Source organism: Streptomyces sp. NPDC051561, from assembly GCF_044454195.1.
Taxonomy (GTDB): Bacteria; Actinomycetota; Actinomycetes; order Streptomycetales; family Streptomycetaceae; genus Streptomyces.
In genome coordinates, this window is record NZ_JBITDM010000003.1 from 320,550 (window position 1) to 338,395 (window position 17,846).

The 17,846-nt window shown below is 71.1% G+C and carries 15 protein-coding genes and 1 pseudogene; 10 read left to right on the forward strand and 6 right to left on the reverse strand.

Annotated features, from left to right (window positions below; genetic code table 11):
- Positions 1–71 precede the first annotated feature (71 nt).
- On the reverse strand, positions 72–1,433 hold the full coding sequence (locus tag ACIA73_RS09545) for a glutamine synthetase family protein (RefSeq protein WP_399437773.1): 1,362 nt from the start codon (positions 1,431–1,433) through the stop codon (positions 72–74).
- A gap of 179 nt (positions 1,434–1,612) precedes the next feature.
- A pseudogene (locus ACIA73_RS09550) lies at positions 1,613–3,628 on the reverse strand (ABC1 kinase family protein).
- A gap of 14 nt (positions 3,629–3,642) precedes the next feature.
- On the opposite strand from ACIA73_RS09550, the gene ACIA73_RS09555 reads away from it, so the two are divergent.
- The 3 genes from ACIA73_RS09555 to ACIA73_RS09565 all read left to right on the forward strand — a co-directional run bounded on the left by ACIA73_RS09555 (position 3,643) and on the right by ACIA73_RS09565 (position 5,477).
- On the forward strand, positions 3,643–4,059 hold the full coding sequence (locus ACIA73_RS09555) for a hypothetical protein (RefSeq protein WP_399437774.1): 417 nt from the start codon (positions 3,643–3,645) through the stop codon (positions 4,057–4,059).
- Positions 4,060–4,131: 72 nt separating this feature from the next.
- Positions 4,132–4,788 (forward strand): DUF3105 domain-containing protein, encoded by a 657-nt coding sequence (locus tag ACIA73_RS09560; protein WP_399437775.1) that lies wholly within the window; start codon positions 4,132–4,134, stop codon positions 4,786–4,788.
- Positions 4,785–5,477 carry a DUF305 domain-containing protein gene (locus ACIA73_RS09565; RefSeq protein ID WP_399437776.1) on the forward strand — a complete coding sequence of 231 codons (693 nt, stop codon included), beginning with the start codon at positions 4,785–4,787 and terminating at the stop codon, positions 5,475–5,477. The genes ACIA73_RS09560 and ACIA73_RS09565 overlap by 4 nt, the downstream gene beginning before the upstream one ends.
- A 51-nt stretch (positions 5,478–5,528) precedes the next feature.
- On the opposite strand, the gene ACIA73_RS09570 is transcribed toward ACIA73_RS09565, so the two are convergent.
- The 3 genes from ACIA73_RS09570 to ACIA73_RS09580 all read right to left on the reverse strand — a co-directional run bounded on the left by ACIA73_RS09570 (position 5,529) and on the right by ACIA73_RS09580 (position 7,658).
- A complete protein-coding gene (locus ACIA73_RS09570; RefSeq protein WP_399437777.1) occupies positions 5,529–5,981 on the reverse strand; it encodes a DUF5990 family protein in 453 nt (150 codons plus the stop codon).
- A 79-nt stretch (positions 5,982–6,060) separates the two neighbouring features.
- Positions 6,061–6,912, reverse strand: coding sequence for an alpha/beta fold hydrolase (locus tag ACIA73_RS09575; RefSeq protein ID WP_399438042.1), 852 nt, complete (start codon positions 6,910–6,912; stop codon positions 6,061–6,063).
- Between the two features lie 71 nt (positions 6,913–6,983).
- Positions 6,984–7,658, reverse strand: coding sequence for a DUF998 domain-containing protein (locus tag ACIA73_RS09580; RefSeq protein ID WP_399437778.1), 675 nt, complete (start codon positions 7,656–7,658; stop codon positions 6,984–6,986).
- Between the two features lie 74 nt (positions 7,659–7,732).
- On the opposite strand from ACIA73_RS09580, the gene ACIA73_RS09585 reads away from it, so the two are divergent.
- From ACIA73_RS09585 to ACIA73_RS09600, 4 genes are all read left to right on the forward strand, one after another.
- The gene (locus ACIA73_RS09585; protein WP_399437779.1) at positions 7,733–8,272 is read left to right on the forward strand and encodes a hypothetical protein; all 540 of its coding nucleotides are present in this window, start codon (positions 7,733–7,735) and stop codon (positions 8,270–8,272) included.
- Between the two features lie 162 nt (positions 8,273–8,434).
- Positions 8,435–10,108, forward strand: a complete 1,674-nt coding sequence (locus ACIA73_RS09590; RefSeq protein WP_399437780.1) for a multicopper oxidase family protein — start codon at positions 8,435–8,437, stop codon at positions 10,106–10,108.
- A gap of 170 nt (positions 10,109–10,278) precedes the next feature.
- On the forward strand, positions 10,279–11,220 hold the full coding sequence (locus ACIA73_RS09595) for a DUF4190 domain-containing protein (protein WP_399437781.1): 942 nt from the start codon (positions 10,279–10,281) through the stop codon (positions 11,218–11,220).
- Positions 11,221–11,343: 123 nt separating this feature from the next.
- Positions 11,344–13,122, forward strand: coding sequence for an NAD+ synthase (locus ACIA73_RS09600; protein ID WP_399437782.1), 1,779 nt, complete (start codon positions 11,344–11,346; stop codon positions 13,120–13,122).
- Positions 13,123–13,204: 82 nt separating this feature from the next.
- Here the strand turns inward: ACIA73_RS09600 and ACIA73_RS09605 are convergent, their stop codons facing one another.
- Positions 13,205–14,152 carry an endonuclease/exonuclease/phosphatase family protein gene (locus ACIA73_RS09605; RefSeq protein WP_399437783.1) on the reverse strand — a complete coding sequence of 316 codons (948 nt, stop codon included), beginning with the start codon at positions 14,150–14,152 and terminating at the stop codon, positions 13,205–13,207.
- Positions 14,153–14,806: 654 nt separating this feature from the next.
- Here ACIA73_RS09605 and panB point away from each other — a divergent pair.
- The 3 genes from panB to ACIA73_RS09620 all read left to right on the forward strand — a co-directional run bounded on the left by panB (position 14,807) and on the right by ACIA73_RS09620 (position 17,837).
- Positions 14,807–15,733 (forward strand): 3-methyl-2-oxobutanoate hydroxymethyltransferase, encoded by a 927-nt coding sequence (gene panB, locus ACIA73_RS09610; RefSeq protein ID WP_399437785.1) that lies wholly within the window; start codon positions 14,807–14,809, stop codon positions 15,731–15,733.
- 200 nt (positions 15,734–15,933) lie between these two features.
- Positions 15,934–16,992 (forward strand): ATP-binding cassette domain-containing protein, encoded by a 1,059-nt coding sequence (locus ACIA73_RS09615; RefSeq protein ID WP_399437786.1) that lies wholly within the window; start codon positions 15,934–15,936, stop codon positions 16,990–16,992.
- On the forward strand, positions 16,989–17,837 hold the full coding sequence (locus ACIA73_RS09620; protein WP_399437787.1) for an ABC transporter permease: 849 nt from the start codon (positions 16,989–16,991) through the stop codon (positions 17,835–17,837). The genes ACIA73_RS09615 and ACIA73_RS09620 overlap by 4 nt, the downstream gene beginning before the upstream one ends.
- Positions 17,838–17,846 lie beyond the last annotated feature (9 nt).

Consider the following 17,846-nt stretch of genomic DNA (forward strand, 5'->3'; position numbering starts at 1 on the left):
ACCGGAGGGGCTCGCAGTCGACAACTGCGAGCCCCTCCGTCGTACGTAGCCAAAAAGGCGCTGACCTGCGGTTACAGCACGGGCAGGTTCTTGCGCAGCTCGAAGGCGGTGACCTCGGAGCGGTACTCCTCCCACTCCTGCTTCTTGTTGCGCAGGAAGAAGTCGAAGACGTGCTCACCCAGGGTCTCGGCGACGAGTTCGCTGCGCTCCATCAGCGCGATCGCCTCGCCGAGGTTCTGCGGCAGCGGCTCGATGCCCATGGCGCGGCGCTCGGCGTCCGAGAGCGCCCACACGTCGTCGTCGGCGCCCGGCGGGAGTTCGTAGCCCTCCTCGATGCCCTTGAGGCCGGCGGCGAGCAGGACCGCGTAGGTCAGGTACGGGTTCGCGCCGGAGTCGATCGAGCGGACCTCGACCCGCGACGAGCCCGTCTTGCCGGGCTTGTACATCGGGACGCGGATGAGGGCGGAGCGGTTGTTGTGGCCCCAGCAGATGTACGAGGGGGCTTCGCCGCCGGAGCCGGCGGTGCGGGCGGAACCGCCCCAGATGCGCTTGTAGGAGTTGACCCACTGGTTGGTGACGGCGGAGATCTCGGCGGCGTGCTTGAGCAGACCGGCGATGAAGGAGCGGCCGACCTTGGAGAGCTGGTACTCGGAGCCGGACTCGTAGAAGGCGTTGCGGTCGCCCTCGAAGAGGGAGAGGTGGGTGTGCATGCCGGAGCCGGGGAACTCGGAGAACGGCTTGGGCATGAAGGTGGCCTGGACGCCCTGTTCGAGGGCGACCTGCTTCATGACCAGGCGGAAGGTCATGATGTTGTCGGCGGTGGAGAGCGCGTCGGCGTAGCGCAGGTCGATCTCCTGCTGGCCGGGGGCGCCCTCGTGGTGGCTGAACTCGACCGAGATGCCCATGGATTCGAGCATGGTGATCGCCTGGCGGCGGAAGTCCATGCCGACGTTCTGCGGGGTGTGGTCGAAGTAGCCGGAGTTGTCGGCGGGGACCGGCTTGGAGCCGTCCAGCGGCTTGTCCTTGAGGAGGAAGAACTCGATCTCGGGGTGGGTGTAGAAGGTGAAGCCCAGGTCGGAGGTCTTGTTCAGGATGCGCTTGAGGACATAGCGGGGGTCCGCGAAGGACGGGGACCCGTCCGGCATGAGGATGTCGCAGAACATCCGGGCGGTGCCGGGGGCCTCCGCACGCCACGGAAGGATCTGGAAGGTGCTCGGGTCCGGTTTGGCGATCATGTCGGACTCGTAGACCCGGGCGAAGCCCTCGATGGCGGAGCCGTCGAAGCCGATGCCCTCGTCGAAGGCCTGCTCCAGCTCGGCCGGGGCCACGGCGACCGATTTCAGGAAGCCGAGCACATCGGTGAACCACAGGCGTACGAAGCGGATGTCCCGCTCCTCCAAAGTACGGAGCACGAATTCCTGCTGCTTGTCCATTTTCACTTCCATCCTTGCTGGTCAGGCCGCCTGCTCCCACGCCTCGGGACACACTGGGGGCTCCCCAGCATCCCACCACACGGTTTCCGGCACGTTGCGTACCGCCCCTCGTACCGATGATGCGGTCGATCAGTGTCCCGGGTCACGTCCCTGGTCACGTCCCTGTCCATGTCTTCGGGTCACGGGGCGGGGCGGCTGATGACGTACACGGTGCGCAGCAGTACCGCTGCCGATATCGCCAGCAGGTGGAAGCCGACGAGTCCGTACAGGTTCAGCGTCTCACCGATGGCGGGGCCGCCTCTCATGCCGAGCAGTTGCAGGCCGATGACGCCCAGGAAGATACCGACGGCGGCGAGGACGACCCGGCCGACGAGGTCGCCGAGGAAGCGGCGGTCGCGCGGGTCGGCGAGCAGCCGGACGTTCATCGAGAGGCGGCCCTCGGCGAGTCGGCCGCCTATCCGGTCCAGGCGGCGGGGCAGTCGGCGCAGCACCGGGAGGAGGGAGAGGAGTTCGGCCTGGGCGGTCTCGCGGACGCTGCGCGGGGCGAGGCGGTCCTGGAACCGGGTGGTGGCGTACGTCCGGGACGCGGCCAGCATGTCGAAGCCGGGCGAGAGGCGGACCAGGGTGCCTTCCAGGGTGGCCAGGGCGCGGAAGACGGCGGCCATCTCGGCGGGCACGGCGAGGCGGTGGTCGGCGACCAGCTTGAACAGTTCGGTGAACATGGCGACGTCGGGGGCCGCGCCCTGGCCCAGGTGGCGGGCGCTGAACCGGCCCAGTGCGCGCTGGAGCCGCTGTTCGTCGACGTCCTCGGGGCGGTCGGTGACTTCGAGGAGGGCGTCGCACAGGGCGGCGGGGTCGCCGGTCTCGACGGCGAGGAAGAGTCCGGCGAGCGCGTCGCGCAGGCCGGGGTCGATGCGGCCGACGGAGCCGAAGTCGAGGAGGGCCGGGGTGCCGTCGTGCTGGAGCAGGATGTTGCCGGGGTGCGGGTCGGCGTGGAAGACGCCGTCGAGCATGATCTGGTCGAGGAGTGCGGTGAGCAGGGCGTGGGCGATGCGGGTGCCGTGCGCGGCGTCGTCGGGGGTGGCCTGGCCGAGCGGGGTGCCCTCGATGCGGCTCATCACCAGGACGCGTTCGGTGCTGAGGTGTTCGTGCAGGACGGGGACGGTGAGGGCGCCCGTGCGGGTGCCGGTGGCGTGGCGAACGGCCTTCATGTTGCGGGCTTCGACGCGGAAGTCGAGCTAATCGCGCAGGGCGACGGCGAAGCCGCGGGCGAGGTCGGTGAGGCCGAGGCCGCGGCCCCAGTCGGTGCGGGTGTGCAGGGCGGCGGCGAGCCTGCCGACGATGTCGAGGTCGCGCTCGACGAGCGGGGAGAGGCCGGGGCGCTGGACCTTCACTATCGCGGGTGAGCCGTCGAGCAGGACGGCGGCGTGCACCTGGGCGATGGAGGCGGCGGCCAGCGGTTTGTGGTCGAACTCGGCGAAGACCTCCCCGACGGGGGCGCCCAGGGCCGCGGTGAGAGTGGCCTCGACCTCGTCCCAGGGGGCGGGCGGCACCTGGTCCTGGAGGCGGCTGAGCTCCTCGACGTACGCCTCGGGGAGCAGGTCGCGGCGGGTCGACATGAGCTGGCCGAGCTTGACGAAGGTGGTGCCGCCGGCCTGGAGGGCCTGGCGCAGTTCGGCGGCGAGGAGTTCGTCGCGTACGTCGCTGGGGTGGCGGCGGCCGCGGAGGTAGGGGCCGAGGCCGTGGCGGGTGGCGATGCGCAGGACCCTGGAGTAGCGGCGGGTGCGGGCGAGGCGGGCGCGCAGCGACTGGAGGCGGCCGAGCGGGCGCAGGCCGGTCGGGAGGACCAGGTCGAGGACGACCAGGATGGTCATCGAGACCAGGACGCCCACCAGGGCCATCAGGGAGAGGAACCCCGGTTCGGGGGCCCTGTTCCCGGCCATCTGGGGGCCGACGAGCGCTCCCGAGACGGCGACCGCGACGAGACCGGCGAGGACGACCCGGCTCCGCACCGCACGGATACCGAGCAGGCGCCGCGCGAGGACCGCCGGAAGGACGACCACGAGCAGGAAGACGGATGCTGCGACCAACAGGCCCACGATCACCATGAGAGGCATTGTGCCCCAACTCCCCCTAGCACGAACGGAGTTGAAGGTTCCGCCCGGTTGACTGGTGACGTACGGCGAGGTGGCCATTACGATCGCCCCTCATGGGGGGCTTGCGGCACACCCGCAACAGGCGCACCAGGGATCACAGTTACGGTGCGCACACCGAGCCGATCGCACGCCTCAGGCGTGGCGTGGCGCTGCTGTGCGCCGCGACGGCCCTGATCGGTGCGCTGCTGGTCTGCCTGGGCCCGGTCCCCGCCCCGGCCGACGGGGGCGGGACACATCCGGCCCCCTCCTCCGCCCCCGCGTACAACTGCCCCTACGAACAGGGGCACTGCAAGGTCTTCCCGCATCTGTCGCCCGCGATACTGACCGCGCCGCCGCAGGACTCCCCGCCGGGCGAGGTCGCCCTGCTGGTGCGGCGGGCGGGCGGTGTTCCGGCGGCGGGGCCGGTGCGTGGGGGTGAGGCCTGGGCGCGGGCGCCCGGGAAACACGTCCTTCAGGTGCTGCGGAGGTAGCAGAGGGGCCCGTGCGCCGGGACACCCCTGACCCCCGTTCCGCTTCCGTACCGTGTAAGGACGTTGTTGAAGATGTCTTCCACCACCACTTCCCGCAAGGCCCGAATAGAAGAGATGCGGCGTGCCGAGAAGGCCCGCGAGCGCCGCAACAAGATCGTCGCCTTCAGCGTCGGCGGCGCCGTGCTGGCCGGGCTGATCGGCTTCGGGGCGTATGTCTTCCTGTCGGAGTCCGAGAAGAAGGACACCCAGACCGCCCTGGCGAAGGAGCCCGTCAAGGACGAGAAGTCCTGGGACGCCAAGAAACTGGGCCGCACCCACGTCACCAAGGAGGTCAGCTACCCGATGACCCCGCCGGTCGGCGGTGACCACGACCAGGCGTGGATGAACTGCCAGGGCGACGTCTACCCGAAGCCGATCCCCAACCGGCACGCGGTGCACTCGCTGGAGCACGGCGCGGTGTGGGTGACGTACAACTCCAAGGCCGCCAAGGGCGATGTCGAGAAGCTGTCGGCGAAGGTCAAGAAGACCCAGTACTCGCTGATGAGCCCGGTGAACGAGCAGGCCGGGGCGATCATGCTGAGCGCCTGGGGCAAGCAGGTCACGGTGGACGGTGCGGACGACCCCCGGGTCAACCAGTTCTTCACCAAGTACGTGATGGGCCCGCAGACCCCGGAACCGGGCGCGGCCTGCTCCAACGGGATGACCCTGGAGACGGTGGGCCAGAGGTGAGCAAGTCCCTGTGGGGCGCGCTGGGGGCCGTGCTGTTCGCCGTGGTGGTGGCGGTGGGCGCGGTGGTGGTGACCCGGGCGGCGTCGGCACCCCCGGGTGCTGCCGCGCCGGGCTCCTCGGATGTGTCGCCCGCCGCGTCCAGCAAGTCGTCGGTGCCCGAGGGGGATTCGGCGGACGCCGGGTTCGCGAGGGACATGGCGGCCCACCACCAGCAGGCGGTGGAGATGTCGTTCGTCGTACGGGACCGGACGCGTGACACGGACGTGCGGCGCCTGGCGTACGACATCGCCAATACGCAGGCCAATCAGCGCGGCATGCTGCTGGGCTGGCTGGACCTGTGGGGTCTGCCCAAGGTGTCGCCGCCGGACGCGCCGCCGATGGGCTGGATGGGGCACTCGGAGCACGGCAGCGGCCCCAAGCCCAAGGAGGACGGGCTGATGCCGGGCATGGCCACCCGGGCCGAGATGGCGGCGCTGGGCAGGGCGGACGGCAAGCAGGCCGAGATCCAGTACCTGAAGCTGATGACCGTCCACCACCAGGGCGGCGTCGCGATGGCCCAGGGCTGCGCCAAGCAGTGCACGGTCCCGGCGGAGCGGGCGCTCGCACAGGGGATGGTCGACGCCCAGCAGTCCGAACTGGAGCTGATGGCCGGCCTGTTGAAGGAGCGGGGCGCGAAGCCCGGCGCGTAGGGCCCCGCGAACCGGGCCCGCCCGGAAGGACACGCCCCGAGTCGCGGCGTGTCATCCGCCCGCCCCCGCGTCCCAGGCGATACGGGGCGGGCGGACCGCCGCGCACAGTGGCTTGCCCTGGCCGTCGGTGAGCCCGAGACGGCCGACCGCCGTGCCCCGGGCGAGGAGGCCGGCGGGCAGATCGGCGAAGTAGATCTTGGCCCGGCGGAACATCTCGAACTCGCCGCCCTCGGGCAGTTCGCCCCAGGTCAGATAGAGAAACCGCGCACCGGGCCGCCCCTGCACATACGGGCCCGTGAAGTCCGGCTTCCCGTCACGCCCGGTCACCACTTCGACGGTGAAGTCCCACTGGGCGCCGACCGCGTCGCCCGGCACCGGCCGGTCCGGCTCGCGCCCGCGCTGCACCGCCACATGCACGTCCCGGAACTCCTCGCAGGTGAGTCCCGGCAGGTCATCGCCGATGAGGCGCACCCTGAGATCTGAGGATCTGCTGTCCTGAGTCATGACTCCATGTGACCACGGGGGTCTGACAATCGCCCGTGACCAGGCATGACGCTCCGTGATCAAGCGGCACCCCCGCTCGTCACCCGGTCCGCAGCACCGCCGCCGCGACCGCCGCCGGACGGTCCAGCATCACCAAGTGCCCGGCGGGCACGGCCGGTTCGAAGCGGGCACCGAGCAGGTCGGCCAGGTCGCGCTGGCGCTCCAGCCGGCGCACCGACAGGAGGCCGGGGCGGCCGTCGTATCCGGGCATCACGGTGACCGGCGCGTGGGCGGGCAGCGGGTGGGTGGTGCGCAGCGCGAGGAGCTGGGCGGCGACCGCCTTGTAGTGGGTGTTCTCCAGGAGTGCGCCGTCGAGGACGCGTGCGGTGCGGTAGGTACGGCGTACCAGCGCGTGGGGCGCGGGGTCCGCGACGCCACCCGCGCGCGAGGCGCGGACCACCGCGCGCCGGGTCGCGGGACCCAGGGCGGCCGGGGCCCCGACGGCGGTCAGGGCGGTGGCGAGGCCCCGCGCCAGGGCGGTCCGGACCGCGGGCGCGGCGGGCACCCGCGCGGCCGGCTCCACGCTGGAGTCCAGCAGGACCACTCCCACGGTGCGTGCCGGGTACAGCCGCGCGAACGCCTCCGCGTGGAATCCGGCGATGGAGTGGCCGACGACGGTCACCGGCCCGACGGCGGCGAGCCCCACCGCGTCCAGTACCGCAGCGATCCGCTGCGCCTCCCCCGCAGCCGTCGGCGGGACCACGGCCGGCCCGGACAGCCCGTGCCCCGGCCGGTCGAAGCGCACCACCGTGCGGCGCGGGGCCAGCAGCCGTACCACCGGCTCCCAGTCGAACCAGCTCATCGCCAGCCCCGCACTCAGCACGCACACCGGCCCGCTGCCCTCGACCACGACGTGGTGGGCGACCCCACCGATCCGTACGAAAGCGCCCACGCCCACACCCCTGTCCGCGGCGAGACCCGCACCGACACCCACGCCGAGACCCGAACCCGCCCCTGTATCCGTCACGGAGACAGTTTCTCGCGCCGCACCGACCACGTGAGCACCGCCAGCCACACCGCCACCAGCAGCACCTGTGACCGCTGCCCCGCGCCCAGCAGGCAGGTGCCCCTGCCTGCCTGGAAGGCGGCGACGGAGGCCAGGGTCCAGGCGGTGGCCGCCAGTTCCAGGGCCACGAGGGCCGGTCCGCATCGGGCGAGGGGGGTCCACTGCCGATAGCGGCGGGCGGCGACGGTGAGCGCGACGATGCCGGTGAGCGCGCCCAGCATGGCGAGGCTGCTGCTCCAGGCGTGCGCGGTGTGGGTGGCCGGGACCAGCCCGGCGGTCTCCCTGGCCGCGCACTCCGGGTCGACGGTCGGCGCGCAGCTCAGCGGAAGCCGCGAGTCCGCGACGGTCGCCCCGCCGAACAGGACCAGCCCCGCCCAGCCGGCCACCAGCCATGGCCGGCGCGGCGTCAGCACCAGCGCCCACGACGCGCCGAGGAACAGCAGCGAGCCCGCGAGAAGGTCGGTCGCCCGGAAGAGGCCGCCCAAGGGCTGGTCGGCGGCGGCGAGTTCACTGACGTACGTACGGACGGGATCGAGGCCGGTCCAGACGAGGACTTCGAGCACCCACGCGGTGTACGCGGCGGCGCCGAGGCCGAGGAGGACCGAGAGGGGACGGGTGCCAAATTTGGACATAGTGGGATTGATGCTAATTCCCGGATCGCACCCCACCCGGGAAGGCGATACCCGCCGGGGGTAAGGTGCCGGGCATGGTGACGGCTGGGCGGAGTGCGTGGAGCGGGCGGCTGCTGCTGTTCGCGGCGCTCCTGTTCGGCATCGTCACGATGCACACGCTGGGACACCCTGCGGAGGAGCACGGGGGCACCGGGACGACCGCGAGCGGTCCGGCCCCGGCGGCCCACCTGGCACTCATGACCCATGAGTCGCCCGGCACCTCACGCGAGACGGCGGGCCCGTTGCACGGCAAGGCGGCTCCAGCCACCATGCTTCTCCCGGCCCGGGCCGCCACCCCTCTCCCGGCCGCCGCGCCCCTCCCCGCCCCCGGGTCCACGACTCCCCGGGCCACCTCCTCCCCCCACGGCTCCTCCCACGGCATGGACCCCCTGTCCATGTGCCTCGCCGTGCTCGGTGCCTGGGGTGTGGCCCTGCTCGGGGCGTGGCTGGTGGCTTCCCGTGCGGCGGCCATCGACCTCGTACGGGTCGTGCGCGGTGCCCTGTTGCGCGCCCTGTGGCCGCAGCCGCCTCCGCCCAGAACCGTTCTCGCCCGGTTGTCGATCCTGCGGATCTAGGAGCGGTGCCCCCTGGAGGGGACGGGGTCCCGCAAGGGACCACCCCTCTCTCCGGGGACATCTCCCTTCCCGCACGCGCGCGTACGTCCACGCGCCCCTGCGCGGATTCCCGCGCGCGTGCCCGCACCGCTCGACCGACCACCCCACACGAGGACGTCTCTGATGCGTACCCGCACCACCCGCCGGACGCTGCTCGGCGCCGCCGTGGCAGCCGCCGGAACCGGACTGCTTGCCGCCTGCTCCGACTCGAACACGGACCACATGGACGGAATGGACCACTCCGGTGGCTCCCCCGCCCCCAAGGGCTACATCGCCCCGTACGACACGGAGGTCGCCGCCGCCGAGAAGGCGCGCGGCGCCAAGGGCCCGGTCCGCACCGTCAAGCTGACCGCCACCCCCACCACCCTCGACCTCGGCGGCGGCACGACCGTCAGGTCCTGGGCGTACGGGGACTCACTGCCCGGCAAGGAGGTCAGGGTGACGGCGGGCGACACCCTCGCCCTGACCCTCGCCAACCACCTCCCCGCCGCCACTTCGCTGCACTGGCACGGACTGGCCCTGCGCAACGACATGGACGGCGTCCCCGGCCTGACCCAGCAGGAGATCAGGCCGGGCGCCGAGTTCGCCCACCGGTTCGCGGTGCCGCACCCCGGGACGTACTGGTTCCACCCGCACTCGGGCGTGCAGCAGGACCGGGGGCTGTACGCGCCGCTGATCGTGGAGGACCCCGAGGAGCCGCTGAAGTACGACAAGGAATGGGTCGTTGTACTGGACGACTGGGTCGACGGCGTCCAGGGCTCCACCCCGGACGCGGTGCTCGCCGAACTGGGCAGGGGCATGGGCGGCATGGACCACGGCGGCACGGACATGGGGGACATGGGTGGCGGGAGCACCGGAGGCGGCCACCAGGGCCACTCGATGCCCGGCGCCGAGGAGCCCGCTGCCGCCGGGCCCGCCCCCGGCAGGCCCGCCCCCTCCGGGTCGACCCCCGCCCCCAAGAGCCCCTCCCGCATGATGAGGGGCGCCACCAGCGACCTCCTCGGCGCCGACGCCGGCGATGTCGCCCACCCGCACTACCTGATCAACGGCCGCGTCCCGGCCGCCCCTTCGGCGTACCGCGCCGAACCGGGCGACCGGATCCGCATCCGGATCATCAACGCGGGCGGCGACACCGCCTTCCGTGTCGCCCTCGGCGGCCACCGGATGACGGTCACCCACACCGACGGCTTCCCGGTGCGGCACGCGACGACGGACGCCCTGCTGCTCGGGATGGGTGAGCGGTACGACGTCCTGGTCACGGCCGGGGACGGGGTCTTCCCGCTGACCGCTCTGGCCGAGGGGAAGAAGGCGTCCGCGCTGGCGCTGCTGCGCACCGGAAGCGGTGCGGTGCCCTCCGCCTCCGTACGGCCGAAGGAACTGTCCGGAAAGCTGCTGACCGCCGACCGGCTGACGGCGCAGGAGTCGGTGGCGCTGCCTGCCCGCAAGCCGGACCGGACGGTGAAGATCCGGCTGACCGGCGGGATGGCGAAGTACGACTGGGCCTTCGACGGGAAGCCGTACACCCCCGACCAGCGGCACCCGGTGAGGGCGGGCGAGCGGGTCCGGCTCGACTTCAGCAACGCGACCACGATGTGGCACCCGCTGCATCTGCACGGCCACACCTTCGCCCTGGCGAACCGCAGGACCGGCGCCCGCAAGGACACCGCGATCATCCTGCCCAACGGCCGTCTCACGGTGGACTTCGACGCCGACAACCCGGGCCTGTGGATGATCCACTGCCACAACGTCTACCACTCGGAGGCCGGGATGATGACGGTACTGGGCTACCAGCGGTAGAACCCGGCCCCGGGCCGGACCTGCGGAGGGGCGGGGGTGCACTTCCCGTCCCCTCCCCCTCCGCGGGCGGAAAGGATGTGAGGCTCAAGTGAAGGCACTGTTAATGTCATCGAACTCCGATTCGATCACCTTCCCGGCCTCCGCCCGGGGATTCTGCCCGAGGACTTCGCATGCCGACCACTCCCCCTCCCACCGGCCAGAACCCGTGGGCCCCGCCGACCGAGGGGTCGCAGGCACCGGATCCGACGGCTGGGCCGACGAGCGGGACAATGGGCCCGCCGATGGGCCCGCCGCCCGGTTACGGCTCCCCGTTCCCGTCCGGGATGCCTCCGCAGATCCCCGCCCCGCGCAACGGCATGGGCATCAGCGCCCTGGTGCTCGGTATCGTCGGCGCGCTGTTCGGAGTGGTCTTCTTCTTCCTGTTCTGGCTGACCTGGCTGCCGGCCCTGCTCGCGGTCATCTTCGGTTTCGTCGCCCTCGGCCAGGTCAAGAAGGGCGTCGCGAACAACAAGGGCGTGGCCCTCACCGGGCTGGTGCTCGGTGTCGTCGGTCTGCTGATAGCCATCGGCGCCGGGATCTTCACCGTGCTGCTGGTCAAGGACGTCACGGACAAGGCGCAGGACCGGATCCTGGAGATCGACAGGTCCGCCGACAAGGAGGCCGACGCGCAGGCGAAGGAGGCCGCCGAGGAGGAGGCTGCGGAGAAGGCCCGCAGCAGCCTGAAGTTCGGTCAGACCTACACCACGGCGAACGGCCTCAAGGTCACCGTCAGCAAGCCGGCCCCGTTCAGCCCCGATGACTTCGCCAACGGTCACACCAAGGGCAACAAGGCGATCGAGGTGTCGGTCAAGGTCGTCAACTCCGGCGGCAAGAAGGTCGACCTCCAGCCGGGCCTGCCGCGCGTCTTCGACGCGGACGGCGCCGACGCGGAGCTGGTCATCGACGGCAGCGGACGGCAGATCGTCATGCACGGGATGCTGCTGCCCGGCCGCGACATGAAGGGCCGGTACGCCTACTCGCTGCCCCCGCAGGCGGCGACCGAAGCCAAGGTGCAGTTCAGCCTCGGCGAGGAGAACCCCGAAGAGCTGACCTGGTCGGGTCCGCTCAAGTAGTCGCCACAGCACCGCCACAGCACCTGCGAAGGACCCCGCGAAGACGCCGCGGGGGCCTTCGCGCGCTTGCGTACGGCCCGCCCGCCAGGCCATTGCGTCAGGTAGACGATTAGAGTGGCGGGCGTGCCTCAACTACGTCTCGCTCTGCAACAGATCGACTCGACGGTCGGCGATCTCGCCGCGAACGCCGAGGCGATCATCCACTGGACCCGGCACGCCGCCGAGCAGGGTGCGCATCTCATCGCGTTTCCCGAGATGGCGCTCACCGGGTACCCCGTCGAGGATCTGGCCCTCAGGTCGTCCTTCGTCGAGGCCTCCCGGGACGCCGTGCGCGCGCTCGCGGTGCGCCTCGACGAGGAGGGTTTCGGGGAGGTCCCGGTCGTGGTCGGTTACCTCGACCGGGCGGCCGGGGACCGGCCCCGCTACGGGCAGCCCGCCGGGGCCCCGCAGGACGCCGCCGCCGTGCTGCACAAGGGCGAGGTCGTTCTCTCCTTCGCCAAGCACCACCTCCCCAACTACGGCGTCTTCGACGAGTTCCGGTACTTCGTGCCCGGCGATTCGCTGCCGGTGATCCGGGTGCACGGGATCGATGTCGCGCTCGCCATCTGCGAGGACCTCTGGCAGGACGGCGGCCGGGTGCCCGCCGCGCGCACCGCGCGGGCCGGGCTGCTGCTGTCGGTCAACGCGTCACCGTACGAGGTCCACAAGGACGACAGCCGGCTGGAACTGGTCCGCAGGCGCGCCCGCGAGGCCGGCTGCACCACCGCCTATGTGGCGATGACCGGCGGCCAGGACGAGCTGGTCTACGACGGCGACTCGATCGTCTGCGACCGGGACGGCGAAGTGATCGCCCGCGCCCCGCAGTTCTCCGAGGGCAGCATGCTGCTCGACCTGGAACTGCCCGCCGCCGACGAGGACCCGGTCACCGGAATCGTCGACGACGGCCTGCACGTCGACCGGGTGGTGATCACCGGGGACCCGCTGCCCGCGTACGAGGCCGAGCTGACGGGCGGTTACTCGGAGCGGCTGGAGGACCTGGAGGAGGTGTACTCGGCCCTGGTGGTGGGCCTGCGGGCGTATGTCGCGAAGAATGGTTTCCGCACGGCTCTGATCGGTCTGTCCGGCGGCATCGACTCGGCGCTGGTCGCCGCGATCGCCTGCGACGCGCTGGGGGCGTCGCACGTGCACGGCGTCTCCATGCCGTCGAAGTACAGCTCCGAGCACTCCAAGGACGACGCCGCCGAGCTGGCCCGCCGGACCGGACTGCACTACCGCACCATCGCCATCGGCCCGATGTTCGACGCCTTCCAGGGAGCCCTGGAACTCACCGGTCTCGCCGAGGAGAACCTCCAGTCCCGGCTGCGCGGCACCACCCTGATGGCGCTCTCCAACCAGGAGGGCCATCTGGTCCTCGCCCCGGGCAACAAGTCCGAGCTGGCGGTGGGGTATTCGACGCTCTACGGCGACTCGGTCGGCGCGTACGGCCCCATCAAGGACGTCTACAAGACCTGGATCTTCCAGCTGGCCCGCTGGCGCAACAAGGCGGCCGAGGAGCGCGGCCAGGCCCCGCCGATCCCGGAGAGCTCGATCTCCAAGCCGCCCAGCGCCGAGCTGCGCCCCGGCCAGGTCGACAGCGACTCGCTGCCCGACTACGAGGTGCTCGACGGGATCCTTGAGATGTACGTCGACCAGGACCAGGGATTCGAGCCGATCGTCGCGGCGGGCTTCGACCGCGAACTGGTCGCCAGGACGCTGCGGATGGTCGACACCGCCGAGTACAAGCGCCGCCAGTACCCGCCGGGCACCAAGATCTCCCCCAAGGGCTTCGGCAAGGACCGCAGGCTGCCGATCACAAACCGGTGGCGGGAGACGGTGGGCCGGGAGCCTTCGTCCACGCGCTGAGAGCACGAGAGCTCCTTCCGGTACGTCGACGGGGGGCGCGCCACTCGCGGAGGCGCGCCCCCCGTCGACGTACGTCCGGAGCCTAGAACTTCACCCGGGCCGCGATCGGCAGGTGGTCGCTGACCGTCTGCGGAAGGGTCCAGGAGGACATCGGCTCGACGCCCTTGACCATGATCTGGTCGATCCTCGCCATCGGGAACGCGGCCGGCCAGCTGAAGCCGAAGCCGTCGCCCGCGGCCCCCTGGGTGGAGCGCATCTGGGCGGTGATGCCGTTGAGGGCGCGGTCGTTCATGGTGCCGTTGAGGTCACCGAGCAGGACGATGCGCTTGAGGGGTTCACGGGCGATGGCATGGCCCAGGGCATCCGCACTGGCATCGCGCTGACCTGCGGTGAAGCCCGCCTTGAGCTTGACGCGGACGGACGGCATATGGGCCACGTAGACGGCGACGTCGCCCTTGGGGGTGGTCAGCGTGGAGCGCATCGCGCGGGCCCAGCCGAGCCGGATGTCGACCTGCCGGGTGTCGCTCATCGGGTACTTGCTCCACAGACCCACCGTGCCCTGGACCGCGTGGTACCGGTACGTCTCCCGCATGGCCTTCTCGTACGCCGCGAGGCGGTCACCGGCGATCTCCTCCAGGGCCACCACATCGGCACCGGACTCGGCGAGCACGCGGACGGTGCCGGCCGGGTCGTTGTTCTCGGCGTTCACGTTGTGGGTGGCGACGGTGAGGTCGCCACCGGGCACGGACTTGTCCGTGTAGAGGCCGCCGAAGAGATTCAGCCAGACCGCCGCCGGGAGGATCAGCGCGACCAGGGCGAGCGCCGAGCGGCGCAGCAATGCGCACACCAGCAGCAGGGGCACCGCCAGGCCGAACCACGGGAGGAAGGTCTCGGAGAGGCTGCCGAGGTTGCCGACGGTGTTGGGGATCTGGGCATGGAAGATCATCACCAGCGCGACCAGCACGGCGAGCACCGCGAGGAAGATGCCGCGCCGCCAGATCCCGCGGTCACCCCGCCAGCCGTTCGTCAACCGCCCGAATCGCGAACCGGAACCGGAACCGGAACCGGAGCCCGAGCCGGAACCGGAACCGGAGCCCGATCCCGAGCCGGGGCCAGAACCGGACCCGTGACCCGGCCCGAGGCCGGAGCCGGAACCCTGTCCGAAGCCGGAAGCTGAACCCCCGCCCGAGCCGGGTCCCGGGCCGGAGCCGGAGCCCGGTGCCGGGGTCGTACCGGAAGGGGAAGCGGAACCGGGGGCGGTGCCTGTGTCCGGGCGGGGAGTGGTGCCGGCGGCGGGCCCGGAATCTCTCGTGGAAGCCGTCCTGGAGGGCTCTGCCTCCGGGCCGTCGTTCCCGGTTCCCGGCCTGTACGCCTGTGCCATTCCGCTGCCCTCGCTCGCCTTGCCCACACACTCACCGCCCCGCCCCCCACGACCCTAGGCGATGACCGCTGTGCATCTGAGCCGCCATCCCAGACGGCCGTACTGCCTCAAGGACGACCCTGACCGGTGGCAGGTTCCTGTCGTGCCGCCGGACCACCCCTCTGTGACGAAACGCGCACAAAAGTGCAGGTGGGAAGGGTGCTGCGGCCGCCCACTACCGGACGGCGGCCAAGGATGCCACCATGGACGCGGTCCGGAGACGCCGTAAGGGCGCTTCGAGATGACGAAGGAGCCGTTTCAGCCATGACGCTTCAGGCTGCCCAGAACTCTGCCCAGAACCCGGATTCGGCCGGGTCGACCTCCTCACCCCTGTCCCCCGCCGCGGACACCGCCGCGAGCCGGGACCCCAAGTCGCTCTACGGCGGCACCGGCACCCGCCGGATCACCGTGCACCAGATCGCCGCCGCCAAGGAGCGCGGCGAGAAGTGGCCGATGCTCACCGCGTACGACGCCATGACGGCGTCGGTGTTCGACGAGGCCGGGGTGCCGGTGCTGCTCGTCGGGGACTCGATGGGCAACTGCCACCTCGGGTACGAGACCACCGTGCCGGTCACCATGGACGAGATGGCGGTGCTGTCGGCCGCCGTCGTCCGGGGGACCACGCGCGCCATGGTGGTCGCGGACCTCCCGTTCGGCTCGTACCAGGAGGGTCCCGTCCAGGCCCTGCGCAACGCCACCCGGCTGATCAAGGAATCGGGGGTGGGCGCGGTCAAGCTGGAGGGCGGCGAGCGCTCGCTGCCGCAGACCGAGCTGCTGGTCGCCTCCGGCATCCCGGTGATGTCGCACCTGGGGCTGACCCCGCAGTCGGTGAACACGCTCGGCTACCGGGTACAGGGGCGAGGCGACGAGGCCGCGCACCAGCTGCTGCGGGACGCCAAGGCGGCCGAGAACGCGGGCGCCTTCGCGGTGGTCCTGGAGCTGGTCCCGGCGGAGCTGGCGGCCGAGGTCACCCGCAGTCTGTCCATCCCGACCATCGGCATCGGCGCGGGCCCGGACACCGACGCGCAGGTCCTCGTCTACACCGACATGGTGGGGCTGACCGGCGGCAAGGTGCCGCGCTTCACCAAGCAGTACGCGAATCTGCGGCAGACCCTCGGGGACGCGGCCAAGGCGTTCGCGGAGGAGGTCTCGGGCGGGGCGTTCCCGCGCGAGGAGCACACCTTCCACTAGGAGTTGCCCGCCGTACGCCGCCCGCGTCCCGTGCACGGCGTACGGCCCCGATGCCACTGCCCGCACAAACGACGGCCCGCCGCTTCCCCCACGGCGGGCCGTCGGCGTGTGCCGCGCGGGCCCCCGCCGTCGGCGTGCTGTCGGTGATCTGTCGGTGGCCGGACAAGACTGTCGGCCGATTGTCAGTGGTGCCTGCTCCAATGAGGTCCATGACGCGAAACGACATGAAACAGGGCGGCGGGACGCACGCCATCGAGGTACGAGGCCTCGTCAAGCACTACGGGGAGACCAAGGCGCTGGACGGCGTCGATCTGAACGTCAGCGAGGGCACCGTCCTCGGTGTGCTGGGCCCCAACGGCGCCGGCAAGACCACCCTCGTACGGTGCCTGTCCACGCTCATCCGGCCCGACGCGGGCACCGCGACGGTCGCCGGGTACGACGTGGTGCGCCAGCCGCGACAGCTGCGCCGCACGATAGGCCTGACCGGGCAGTACGCCTCGGTCGACGAGAAACTCTCCGGCTGGGAGAACCTCTACATGATCGGGCGGCTGCTCGATCTGTCCCGCAAGGACTCCCGTAAGCGCGCGGACGACCTCCTTGAGCGGTTCTCGCTGACCGAGGCGGCGAAGAAGGCCGCCGCGACCTACTCCGGCGGTATGCGCCGCCGCCTCGACCTGGCCGCCTCGATGATCGGGCAGCCCGCCGTCCTGTACCTGGACGAGCCGACGACCGGCCTCGACCCGCGCACCCGCAACGAGGTGTGGGCGGAGGTGCAGCGGATGGTCGGCGAGGGCGTCACCGTGCTGCTCACCACCCAGTACATGGAGGAGGCCGAGCAGTTGGCCGGCGAGCTGACCGTGATCGACCGGGGCAAGGTCGTCGCGGAGGGCAAGGTCGACGAGCTGAAGGCCAAGGTCGGCGGGCGTACGTTGCAGATCCGGCCCTCCGACCCTGCCCAGTTGCACGCCATGGCGGGCACCCTGGCCGAGGCGGGCCTCGACGGCATCGCGGGCTCGCAGGCCCGGGTGGACGAAGGCCTGCTGTACGTGCCGATCCTCAGCGATGAGCAACTGACGGCCGTGGTCGGCCTGTTGGGTGCCCGCGGGTTCGCCATCGCGGACATCGGCACCCATCTGCCCAGCCTGGACGAGGTGTTCCTGGCGATCACGGGCGAGAAGAGCAGCGAGGCGGACCTCGATCCGTCGGCGCAGGGGCAGGGGCAGGACCGGATCATGGACAAGGAAGAGGTAGCGGCATGAGCACGGCCACCCTGAACAAGCCGGCGCAGGAAGCGCCACGGGTCCGCCCGGCGGCCGTCGCCGACGAGGGACGGATCGGCCTGCGGGCCAATCTGCGCCACATCAGCGCGCTCGCCCGGCGCAACGCGCTGCAGATCAAGCGGGACCCGGAGTCGATGTTCGACGTCCTGCTGATGCCGATCATCTTCACCCTGCTGTTCACCTTCGTCTTCGGCGGTGCGGCGTTCGGCAAGGGCAATCTCGACCAGTACGTCAGCTATCTGGCGCCCGGCCTGATGGCGATGATGGGCCTGAACGTCTCGATGGCGGTCGGCACCGGTGTCAACGAGGACTTCAAGAAGGGGGTCATGGACCGGTTCAGGACGATGCCCATCGCCCGGTCCTCGGTACTCATCGCGAAGATCGTCGTGGAGATAGGCCGCATGCTGGTGGCCTTCGCGGTCCTGCTGATCGTCAGCATGATCCTGGGCATGTCCATCGAGACGTCCGTGCTGCACGTGCTGGCGGCGATCGGCCTGTCCATGCTCTTCGGCGCCTCGCTGATGTGGGTGTTCATCCTGATCGGCCTGAGTGTGCCGACGGCGCAGGCCGTGCAGGGCGTGGCGATGCTGGTGCTGATGCCGCTCCAGTTCGGCTCGTCGATCTTCACTCCGACGACGACGATGCCCGACTGGCTCCAGAGCTTCACCGACTACAACCCGCTGTCGAACCTGGCGGACGCGGCCCGCGGCCTGTTCCTCGGCGGCCCGATCGCCACCGATGTGTGGATGGTGCTGGGCTGGTCGGCGGTGATCACCCTGGTGACCGCGCCGCTGGCGATCTCCAAGTTCCGCAACAAGACGTGACGTCGACGC